The following is a 9,667-nucleotide window of genomic DNA, read 5'->3' on the forward strand; positions in this document are numbered from 1 at the left end:
GAGCTTCATAGGGTCAAATGTAAAGTTTTATGTCTCAATTCAACACTTCTGGTCTGGCATGTCTACGATCCAATGATTGGACGCACAGAAAGTTTTCTCTCGGAAATAGAAGCGCTGCGCTGGATTGAGGGAAAGACCCGACGATACTCAGCGATTGAGAACTAAAACCGAGAACGAAAACGACCGTAATCTGTCTATTGATAAATCACGGTGAATGGATTTCTGGCGATCGCGCATTTGCATTCAATTTGTCCAGAATCTGTCTAAGGTTAGATTTAAGTGAGATCGTGTCTGACGAATTAGGTCAGGCACGATTTTTGTGTTATGTTATGCACGCCAACGGATGCACTTTTGGGTTGAACTTTGACTGTTGAACTTTGACTAAAGATTGTTCAGACCTGTTTAACAGATTGACAGATCTGACTGAATCTAACTGAAACCTTTTCTGACTGAATCCGTCAGGTTTCCTTGTTCAAGGACTTTGGCTAGAGCATCGGGCGGCGCTGAATGCATTGCGATTCATGCAATCCACGATTCATGCAATCCACGTAATTCACTCTGGTCTGAATATTGAGATCTGAAATCCAAAGCTACTTTTTCCCCTTAGACAGGCTATGGCTATTCGACTAAACCGCGTTGCCAATCAACTGGCCAACCGATTGCTGGAAAGTGACCTGGCAAAAAGCGTTGCTGATTTTCTTCAGGATCTGGACTTGTCCGATATTAATCTGGGCGATGTGTTTGGCAATCTCTCGCTCGAAGATTGGACGGACGATCTGCGGAGTGGCCTAGAAAGCGCGATCGACACCTTTTCCAAGGATTTCAACTTTACCAAACTGGTTGGGAATATCGACGATTTGTTTGGCGGCGTGGACTTGTCCGACATTAACTTTGATGCGCTGCTGAAGGACGTGCTAGGAGACATCAGCCTGAATCGGTTGGTCAAAGATTTGGATCAACTCCTCGGCTCAGTGGACGTAGAAGATTTGTTTAACGACTCTATTGACACGAGTGACTGGGGCGAACTGGCAAAGCGCGTGCGGGCGATCGCCAGCGATGTGTTCGACGACTTTTCGACCGGGCTTGCTCAGCTAGACTTGGGCGATCGCGCAGCGGATCTGCTCCGGGGCAGCAGCGCCAGCAATATTCTGAGCGGCCTCGGCGGGAGCGATCGCCTGCTGGGGCTGGGCGGCACAGACATCTTGCTGGGCGGCAATGGCAACGACATCCTGCTGGGCGGCGCAGGGGCAGACGTGCTGTTTGGCGGGCTGGGCAGGTCACTGCTGACGGGCGGCGCAGGGGCAGACCTGTTCGCCCTAGCGGTGGGCAGAGGGTTTGCGACGATTACCGACTATCGCAGCGGCAGCGATGCGCTAACCGTGCTGGGCGATGTAGCAATAGAAAGCTTGAGGCTGCGTCAGCGGGGGGCAGATGCGGTGATTCGCTATGGCCCCGACGTGCTGGCAGTGCTGACGGGCGTAGACGTGCGAAACCTCAGCCTGAGCGATTTTGTCTAACGGTCAACCTGCTTGGGACATAGCGCACACACCAAGCGCCACAGCCTCGCAAAGCGCTGAACTGAGCAATCCAAAATCCAAAATCGCTAATCCAAAATCCCCTAAATCGCTGCAAGCTGCTGGGCGATCGCCCCCGCATCCACCGCCCGCCCGATAAACACCAGCCGCGTTTGCCGCGCCTCGTCTGGCCGCCAGGGGCGATCGTAGAACTGCTCAAAGCGGCTACCCACGCCCTGCACCACCATCCGCATCGGCTTTTGGGGCACGGCCACAAAGCCCTTGATGCGGTAGATTTCTTGGGACTGCACTAGCGCTTCGAGCGATCGCCGCAATGCGTCTGGATCAAACTCGCGGTTCAAAATGACGTGGGTGGAGTCGATTTCGTCGTCGTGGTCGTGGTCTTCTTCGTGGTCGTGGTGGCTGGGACGGGCTTCCAGGTTGTCTTCCACCGCTGCGTTGAAGCCCAGCAGCAGGTCGGCGGGCAACTGACCGCGATCGCTCTGCACCAGCTTCACGGCGCGGGATAGCTCCGTCTGCACCCGGTCAACCACCTGGTTCACTGCGTCCGCCGTTACCAGATCGGTCTTATTCAGCACCACCAGATCGGCACAGGCAAGCTGGTCTTCAAACAGTTCCTCCAGCGGCGTTTCATGATCCAGGCTGGGGTCTGCCTGCCGCTGGGCAGTGACGGCATCCGGGTCATGGGCCAGCGCCCCGGTCGAAACGGCTTCGCAGTCTACCACCGTCACCACGCCGTCCACCGTCGCCGCATTGCGAATTTCGGGCCAGCGAAACGCTTGCACCAGCGGCTTGGGCAGCGCCAGTCCGGAGGTTTCAATCAAAATGTGGTCGAGGCGATCGCGCCGCTTTAGCAACTCCTGCATTGTCGGCAAAAATTCTTCCTGCACAGTGCAGCAGAGACAACCGTTGGTTAGCTCGACGATATTTGCGCTGGACTCGTCTGCCGCTTGCCCTGGCTCCTCATCGCACACCTGGCAGTCGCGCAGCAGGTCGCCGTCGATGCCCAATTCGCCAAACTCGTTGACTAGCACGGCAATGCGCCGCCCCTGATTATTTTGCAGCAGGTGGCGAATCAGCGTGGTCTTGCCGCTGCCGAGAAATCCGGTGATGATCGTGACGGGAATTTTGGCTGCCATAGTGAAAGAAGTCAGAGTACAGAACCAGCGCCAGACGGGCCATGCTTAGTGATTTTGGATTGGGATTTTGGCTTGGGAATTTTGGATTGCCAGTCTGGTGTCTGCGGGGCGTGCGGACATTCCACGCATAGTGCCTCGCACGAGAATTGTATAGAAGCTCAAATATCTTACCCGCTTGCGACCCGATTCCGCAGCAAAGGCAAATTTGCTTGATAAATGAGAAATGAGATTTGAGAAATGGGGCCGGCTGTGAATAAAGTAGGGAGTATCGCGCTGTGAAGGAGAGTTTTGGGATGGCTGGCAAACCGTTTGGGGAACAACACTGGGGCAAAAGGTCAGTCTGGCAGGAGGTGGGGGCAATTCCCACAGAGAGCGCTTTGCGAATCGCGCTGAGTGGGTTGCTGAGCGGGCTGCTGAGTGTGCTGTTGGGCGGGGTGCTGTGGCTGGGGGTGCTAACGCCGCAAGCGAGGGCGATCGCCAGTCCAGCGAACGTGGGTCTGGTCAGTGAAGTGCAGGTTCACCTGGGCGATGCATCAGAGGCGCTAAAGTTTGTGCCCGATCATCTGGAATTTACCGCCGGCCGCAAATACAAGCTCGTTCTCGATAACCCTAGTTCTCAGAAGCACTATTTCACCGCCAAAGACTTTGCCGACAGCGTGTGGACGCAGAAGGTAGAGGCCGGGAATGTAGAAATCAAAGGCGCAATTCACGAGCTGGAGCTAAAGCCCGGAGCCGTGGCGGAGTGGGTGTTTGTGCCACAGCGTCCGGGGACTTATGACCTGCGCTGCGTAATTGCGGGGCACGCCGAAGCGGGCATGGTCGGCGAGATCGTGATTACGCCTTGATCCACATAATAAAATCGCTTGCTTAACCGCATAAACCGCTTGATTAGCCGCGCAGCGCCAGCAGCACGCTGATCAGCAAAATCGCCCCCAAAATGACCCACGCTAAATGCTGCTGAAGCCAGCGTTTTACCAAACTGCTGGCGCTGGGACGATAGATGGCGTTGTCCAGCGGACGCAGTTGGTTCGTATAGAGCGTACACTCCCGCGCATGGGGCCGCTGGGGATAGTTGCAGGAATCGTCGTGGTGATACACACAGGTGTCGCACAGCGCCGCCTCGCCCTCCGCCCGATAGAGCGGCACGCCCGGATGCCCAAACGCCTTCAGCGTCGTGCGGCAATGGGGACAGGCGATCGCCGTCGTCTCGACAGGCTGGCGGCATTTGGGACACTCTGGCATAGCAGCTTAGCAAGCAGGCATTAGGGTCAGCAGGTGCTAGGCGCTTCAACACGCGGGTACGCGAGCAAACTTTCGCACCTGGTATGCCTTTGACTCTAGCAATTGATAGGTGTTCTGGCCCATCGCTTCGCTAAAACGAGCCTCTACCGCTGCCAGCCGAGCTTCGGGAATGGAATACCACTGATCAAAACTTTCCCAGTGAACCACCGTAATCACTTCCCGTGGATTCTCAGGGCTGATCCAGACCTCCTTTCCCAAAAAGCCGCCATATTCCGATAATGCCGTTGTCCAAATTTCGGCATCCTGCTGCACAAACCGCTCCCGCGCTTCAGGCGACACGTCAAACCGCAACCATTCAATAACCACGCTGTCACCTTCAAATTTCATCATTTTTGATTGACCGGGGATATTGTCTGGATGGCCTATTTCCAGACAGACCCAGTTAAGCTGTTTTTGCCTGCAACTAACCTAGCGAAATTACGGGTCTAGAGACTCTTCTGAATGGATGAGTTGTGAAGGGGCACGTTTGTTTGAGGTAAATCGTTACTTTAAGGCTGTTGTGAACCAAATTTAATGCAGGTTTAAGGCAGGTTTAAGGCAGAGGCGTGCCAGGATAAACTTCGGGTGTCCGCAAGATGTCCACAGGGTGTCCACCATAAAGTCTGTTATGAAGCCTGTCCCACGGACGGTATTCCTGCAAAATTGGGGAGGCTAACCTCACCCGAACACCAGAGCAAGTTTGACAGAATGGAGCAGGATGATCAACCAGCTTTTTTTGCCGTCGCTAGCTTTCTGCCGTTGCATGGAGTTTTGTTGCGCTGCTGGGTTTGCTGCTGGCTTTAAAATCCCTGCGAAATCTTTGCGTTGTAACCCCTAAAACTATGGACAATAACAACCTGATCCAACAATTGCTGATGCTCGGCATTGGCACCACCTCTCTGGTCGCAGAGAAGCTGAAGGAAGTCGGCGACGAGTGGGTACGCGAGGGCCGACTCAACCCTGATCAGGTCAACGGGCTGATGAGCGACCTGATGCAACAGCTTAAGTCGGAGCAGGGAAATTTTGAAGCGCAGATGCAGCGGCAGATGCGGCAGGTCTTGCAGGATCTCGGTGTGCCCCGGCAAAACGAAATGGACGAATTGCGCGGACGGCTGGATCGGCTTGAGCGGCAGGTGCGCGACCTGGAAAACAAGCTCTGGCGATAGTGAGAGTTGAAAAGCATCTGCGTCTTGACCTCGCTTTGAATCCTTGAATCCTGGAAGCTCGATCCCGAACCCCCGGCCCGAGCGATCGCCCTCCGCAGTCGCCATATCCGCGATCGCCCCCTCCGCGATCGCCCGATCCGCAATCGGTATACACTGGGGAGTGGCTGACTTGGTAATCCTGCTGCGGGAGGGTTCTATGCGAGAGATTTTGATTAGCTTTGGGGTGATGGTGCTGTGCTGTGTGGTGCTGCTGGTGGCACAGTTTACTGGGTCGCGGCAAGCGGCGATCGCCGACTCTGCCCAGCCGTCTGCCCCTGCCGCAGCAAAGTCTGGCATTGTGAAGTCGGACACCGTGCTGCTGGCTCAAGCGGGCGCGGCTGATCTTATCAACCCAGGAGAAGATTCTGTGAGCGCACCTTTGGGAGACGATGCGGCGGTGGTGACGACCGAATCGGGCTTGAAGTATGTGGATCTGGTCGAAGGGACAGGCGCACAGCCTCAGGCTGGGCAAACCGTCATCGTCCACTACACAGGCACGCTGGAAGACGGCACCAAGTTCGACAGTTCGCGCGATCGCAACCAGCCTTTTTCGTTCCGGCTGGGCGTGGGTCAGGTGATTCGCGGTTGGGACGAAGGGCTAAGCACGATGCGCGTCGGCGGCCGTCGCCAACTGATTATTCCGCCCGAACTGGGCTATGGCGCACGGGGCGCGGGCGGCGTGATTCCCCCCAATGCCACGCTGGTCTTTGATGTAGAACTGCTGCGAATCGGCGGCTAAGGTCGCGCTGATTTGTCGGCAACTCTGGCCCATGCAGCAATTCATGTGGCAATCCATGCGGCGATATCTGACCCAGCGCGATCGCCCGTTTCAGTTCTCTCGGCGCAGCTTGCGGCGGGCAGTCTTGCTGTGTCTGGCGAGTTTGCTTGGCTTGGCGCTGGCGATCGCCCCTGGCAATTTTGCGCCCGCCGCGGCCCAGGTTCCCCTGCCCACCACCACTACGGCTGCTGACCCCACTCGCCCGCCAGATGCAATAGAGCGCGTGGGAAATTTGGAGTGGGGCATGGTGCGGTTTGAGGGCAAACCCCTGTTTGCAGTTACGGGGCTGACGGTGCGCGATCGCCGCAATCCGGGCGACCGGGTGCCTGTCGAAGACCGCATCGCCACGATTCAGTCCAATCTGAGATGGGTGCTAGCCAGCAACCCGACCGAACGGGGCGGCGCAGGCATGGCATGGCTCTTTCAAACCCCAACCCTCGACCCCAATACGCTGCGAGTCGAGGCAGATTCCCTGCGCGACGGAACCGTGCTGACGGTGCGCGATGCCAACTCTCTGCCCCAGCCGCTGCTGACTGTCACGCCGCTCGATGCCCAGTTTCACCGCCGCAGCGTGCCGCAACTGGCGGAGGAATGGCAACAGATTTTGCAAAAAGAACTCACCCAGGCGCTCGAAATTCGCCAGCCATCAGCGATTCAGCGCCAAACCCTGATTGCCCAGGCGATCGCCCTGGCCATGATCGGCACCAGTTTCCTACTATGGCTGGTGCAGCGCTGGCTGAAACGTCGCCGCGATCGCCTGCAAGCCCGCCGCAAAGCCGCCAGAACCGCCATGCGGGCCGATGTCACCTACGCAGCGGCGGTCAATCTCAAGGATGATCCGCTGGCTGTACCCAACTCCACGCCGCCCACTGCCGATGCAGACCCCCTGTCCCCACGCTACGCCACGCTGGACAGCCAGGTAGACAGCAGAGGCTCATCTAGCTCCTTTGGCAGTGCCCTAACCGACCGCAGCCCCCCAGCGCAATTCACAAAACCATCCTGGCGAGAATCGCCCCAACCCCCGAACACCCCCACCCCGCCTCCCTCTCCGCCATACTCTCCCTCCTGGCTCGATGCCCTCCGCCGCATCTTCACCTTCGATCGACGACTCAGCGCCGTCTCCTTTCTACAATGGCTTGCCTTTTGGGGACAAATCCTGATCTGGCTGGGTGGCATCGTGCTGATCGTGTCGCGCTTTCCCGGCACGTATACTCTCACAGAATCCATCTGGCTCAAGCCCCTCAGCCTGCTGCTGATTTGGTTTTTGGTGGGTCTGCTCAATCGGCTGGGCGACGCGCTGATCAACGGACTCTCCAACGCCTGGCAAGAAAATGACCTATTTACCCCGGAAGAAGCCCAGCGGCGATCGCTCCGTATTTCCACCATCGTCACTGCCATGAAGGGGCTGAAGACCTTTTTGGTATACCTGATGGGGTTGGGCTGGGCCTTTAGTGTGCTGGGGCTGCCTGTGGGGTCAGTGCTGACCTTTGGCGCGGTGCTGGCCTTCGCGGCATCGCTGGCCTCGCAAAACCTGATTCGCGATTTGGTCAACGGGTTTCTGATTATTTCCGAAGATCAATACGCCATTGGCGATGTCGTCACCATTGGCAACTCCACCGGCCTGGTGGAAAACATGAACCTGCGTGTGACGCAACTCCGCAACGGCGACGGGCGGCTGATCACTATTCCCAACAGCATGGTCGATCGGGTCGAAAACCAGACGCGCCTGTGGTCGCGGGTAGATTTAATCATCACGGTCGCCTACGACAGCAATATCGAGCATGTGCTGTCGGTCATTCGCGACGTGGCACAGGGCCTGTACGACGACCCGCAGTGGCGCGATAAGTTTTATAACCCGCCGCAGGTGTTGGGCGTAGAAACGCTGTCCCATGAGGGGATTTCAATTCGCGTGTGGCTAGATACGCAGCCTATGCAGCAGTTCGCGGTGGGGCGCGAATTTCGCCTGCGCGTGCGAATCGCCTTCGAGAAAAACGGCATCGACATTGGGATGCCGCAGCAGCTATTCCGCAGCCCCCACGCCCATGAGGAGTTGCCCAACCATCTTTTTGACGAGCCTGTTGACAAGCCTGTTGACAAGCCTGTTGACAAGCCTGGAGCGCGGGAGGACGACGCTCGAAGCAGTGCTGAGCCTTCCTCCTGAGCCACACCAAATCGGGCAGAAGGGCGATCGCCCAACCCATTTGCCCAAAGCCAGTCGCAACGTCGCCCTTCACAAATCTCTACACCCAAGTTCGATGCTCCCTTCTCAGACTCCGTAGAACAAGGGTCGCAACGTCGCCCTTCACAAATCTCTACACCCAAGAGGCGATCGCCCTCGTTAGTTCCAGCCTTTGGTGGGAACATTAAGCTCAAAGCAACTCAGTGCTGGAGTCAGTCGTGCTGCGACCCAGTCGGCAGCAGGTCAGTATGTCCTGATTTAGCCCCGTTGCAAACAACACACAACATTACAATTCAAAAATCAAATTCGGACGCTGTATAACCTTTACTAAATGTGCCGGATCTGATTCCTGTTCCCCCTTACTCCCCGCAATCCACTCGCAATCCACTATGGTGAACGCCATTCAGAACCCAACCAAACAGCGGAACCCGAAGAAGCACAATCACTACGGCTTCCGCGACTTTTTCCAGTTTGACCCCGACAAGGGCACGATTGTGGACTGGAACGGCAGTCAAAACCTGCTCACCACCGAAGATTTCATCATTGGTCTGGTGGAAGGGCTGGAGGAAGAAGTGGGCGATGCTTCCGCTGCCACAATGTACACGATTGGATGCGAATGGGGACAAAAAGACGCTTTCTTCTTTGAAAAGTGGTTTGAAAAAGAATTCGACCGCAACATTCGCCAGACCAATCTGCTGTTCTTGCTGGAAACCTGGTGGTGGCCCTTCACCTCGCAGGGCTGGGGGCGCTGGGAAGTGGACATGGGCGATCGCAAGCAGGGCTTCATGTTCATCAATATCTTCGACTCGGCCGTGGCGCGGACGCTGGGCGATGTGGGCAAACCCGTTTGCTATCTCTACGCTGGCCTGTTTGCAGGCTTCTTTACCGAACTGGTGAAAAAGCAACTAAGCTGCATCGAAATCCAGTGCTACTCGATGGGCGAAACCTACTGCAAGTTTCTGCTGGGCGGGCAAGATCGCATCGATGCCGCGACCTTCTGGATGAACGAAGGCGCAACGGCGCGAGACATTGAAAAACGGCTGCGCTCAGGAGATCGGCTGAAATGAACCCCACTGCTCTGATGGAACGCAACGGATTTAGCAAGCCCGCCAGCACCGAACCCAAACCCGCGTCCTGGCTGCACCAAACCACCCACAGCTTTTTTAGCAGCATCAACTGGGACGACAACCCGCCTGAAGTGGAGCAGGTGCGCCTGGATGCGACCAGCAGCGACGGCCCGCTGAGCCTGATGCTGACGGTGCGCCAGTTCTTTACCTCAGTGAACTGGGATGGTGCATCTAGCAGAAGAGCGATTGCCCCCGAAGTCGATCTGTCCCTCTCCAGCGAGCCACCCCAGCCCGCCACCAACGCCTTCACCCTCGACGACTTCTCCGACCTCTTCTAACCCGCCATATCTAGTTCAGTTCTCTTTTCCCCACACCTTATAAAGAACGAAGAACGAAAAACGAAGAACGAAAAACGAAAACCCAAACTCCTTCCCTCTTCCCTCTTCGTTCTTCCCTCTTCCCTCTTCGTTCTTCCCTCTTCCC

At 56.5% G+C, this 9,667-nt stretch carries 10 protein-coding genes; 7 read left to right on the top strand and 3 right to left on the bottom strand.

Going from position 1 to position 9,667, the window contains the following annotated elements:
• Positions 1 to 614 precede the first annotated feature (614 nt).
• Complete coding sequence (locus IGS16_RS22190; protein WP_297089282.1) at positions 615 to 1,517, top strand: hypothetical protein; 903 nt, start codon at positions 615 to 617, stop codon at positions 1,515 to 1,517.
• A gap of 101 nt (positions 1,518 to 1,618) precedes the next feature.
• Here IGS16_RS22190 and cobW read toward each other — a convergent pair whose 3' ends face one another.
• A complete protein-coding gene (gene cobW / locus IGS16_RS22195; RefSeq protein WP_297089284.1) occupies positions 1,619 to 2,674 on the bottom strand; it encodes a cobalamin biosynthesis protein CobW in 1,056 nt (351 codons plus the stop codon).
• Between the two features lie 293 nt (positions 2,675 to 2,967).
• Between cobW and IGS16_RS22200 the strand changes: the two genes are divergently transcribed.
• Positions 2,968 to 3,519: a biphenyl 2,3-dioxygenase gene (locus IGS16_RS22200; RefSeq protein WP_297089285.1), complete on the top strand. Its 552-nt coding sequence runs from the start codon at positions 2,968 to 2,970 to the stop codon at positions 3,517 to 3,519.
• A gap of 43 nt (positions 3,520 to 3,562) precedes the next feature.
• Here the strand turns inward: IGS16_RS22200 and IGS16_RS22205 are convergent, their stop codons facing one another.
• Both IGS16_RS22205 and IGS16_RS22210 read right to left on the bottom strand, forming a co-directional pair.
• Positions 3,563 to 3,916 (bottom strand): zinc ribbon domain-containing protein, encoded by a 354-nt coding sequence (locus IGS16_RS22205; protein WP_297089286.1) that lies wholly within the window; start codon positions 3,914 to 3,916, stop codon positions 3,563 to 3,565.
• Between the two features lie 45 nt (positions 3,917 to 3,961).
• Complete coding sequence (locus tag IGS16_RS22210) at positions 3,962 to 4,282, bottom strand: TIGR03792 family protein (RefSeq protein ID WP_068516245.1); 321 nt, start codon at positions 4,280 to 4,282, stop codon at positions 3,962 to 3,964.
• Between the two features lie 515 nt (positions 4,283 to 4,797).
• Between IGS16_RS22210 and IGS16_RS22215 the strand changes: the two genes are divergently transcribed.
• The 5 genes from IGS16_RS22215 to IGS16_RS22235 all read left to right on the top strand — a co-directional run bounded on the left by IGS16_RS22215 (position 4,798) and on the right by IGS16_RS22235 (position 9,522).
• Complete coding sequence (locus IGS16_RS22215; RefSeq protein ID WP_297089287.1) at positions 4,798 to 5,121, top strand: phasin family protein; 324 nt, start codon at positions 4,798 to 4,800, stop codon at positions 5,119 to 5,121.
• A gap of 196 nt (positions 5,122 to 5,317) precedes the next feature.
• Entirely contained in the window at positions 5,318 to 5,899 is a 582-nt protein-coding gene (locus IGS16_RS22220) for an FKBP-type peptidyl-prolyl cis-trans isomerase (protein WP_297089288.1), read from the top strand.
• Between the two features lie 43 nt (positions 5,900 to 5,942).
• Positions 5,943 to 8,099: a mechanosensitive ion channel family protein gene (locus IGS16_RS22225; protein WP_297089289.1), complete on the top strand. Its 2,157-nt coding sequence runs from the start codon at positions 5,943 to 5,945 to the stop codon at positions 8,097 to 8,099.
• 407 nt (positions 8,100 to 8,506) lie between these two features.
• Positions 8,507 to 9,184 carry a V4R domain-containing protein gene (locus tag IGS16_RS22230; RefSeq protein ID WP_068509716.1) on the top strand — a complete coding sequence of 226 codons (678 nt, stop codon included), beginning with the start codon at positions 8,507 to 8,509 and terminating at the stop codon, positions 9,182 to 9,184.
• Positions 9,181 to 9,522, top strand: a complete 342-nt coding sequence (locus IGS16_RS22235) for a hypothetical protein (RefSeq protein ID WP_297089290.1) — start codon at positions 9,181 to 9,183, stop codon at positions 9,520 to 9,522. The genes IGS16_RS22230 and IGS16_RS22235 overlap by 4 nt, the downstream gene beginning before the upstream one ends.
• Positions 9,523 to 9,667 lie beyond the last annotated feature (145 nt).

The sequence above is a fragment of the Thermoleptolyngbya sp. C42_A2020_037 genome (assembly GCF_015272455.1).
Lineage (GTDB): Bacteria > Cyanobacteriota > Cyanobacteriia > Elainellales > Elainellaceae > Thermoleptolyngbya.

Excerpts from the sequence above, each read along its gene's own strand:
- IGS16_RS22190 (WP_297089282.1), top strand. The coding sequence starts at position 615 with ATGGCTATTCGACTAAACCGCGTTGCCAATCAACTGGCCAACCGATTG.
- cobW (WP_297089284.1), bottom strand. The coding sequence starts at position 2,674 with ATGGCAGCCAAAATTCCCGTCACGATCATCACCGGATTTCTCGGCAGC.
- IGS16_RS22200 (WP_297089285.1), top strand. The coding sequence starts at position 2,968 with ATGGCTGGCAAACCGTTTGGGGAACAACACTGGGGCAAAAGGTCAGTC.
- IGS16_RS22205 (WP_297089286.1), bottom strand. The coding sequence starts at position 3,916 with ATGCCAGAGTGTCCCAAATGCCGCCAGCCTGTCGAGACGACGGCGATC.
- IGS16_RS22215 (WP_297089287.1), top strand. The coding sequence starts at position 4,798 with ATGGACAATAACAACCTGATCCAACAATTGCTGATGCTCGGCATTGGC.
- IGS16_RS22220 (WP_297089288.1), top strand. The coding sequence starts at position 5,318 with ATGCGAGAGATTTTGATTAGCTTTGGGGTGATGGTGCTGTGCTGTGTG.
- IGS16_RS22225 (WP_297089289.1), top strand. The coding sequence starts at position 5,943 with ATGTGGCAATCCATGCGGCGATATCTGACCCAGCGCGATCGCCCGTTT.
- IGS16_RS22230 (WP_068509716.1), top strand. The coding sequence starts at position 8,507 with ATGGTGAACGCCATTCAGAACCCAACCAAACAGCGGAACCCGAAGAAG.
- IGS16_RS22235 (WP_297089290.1), top strand. The coding sequence starts at position 9,181 with ATGAACCCCACTGCTCTGATGGAACGCAACGGATTTAGCAAGCCCGCC.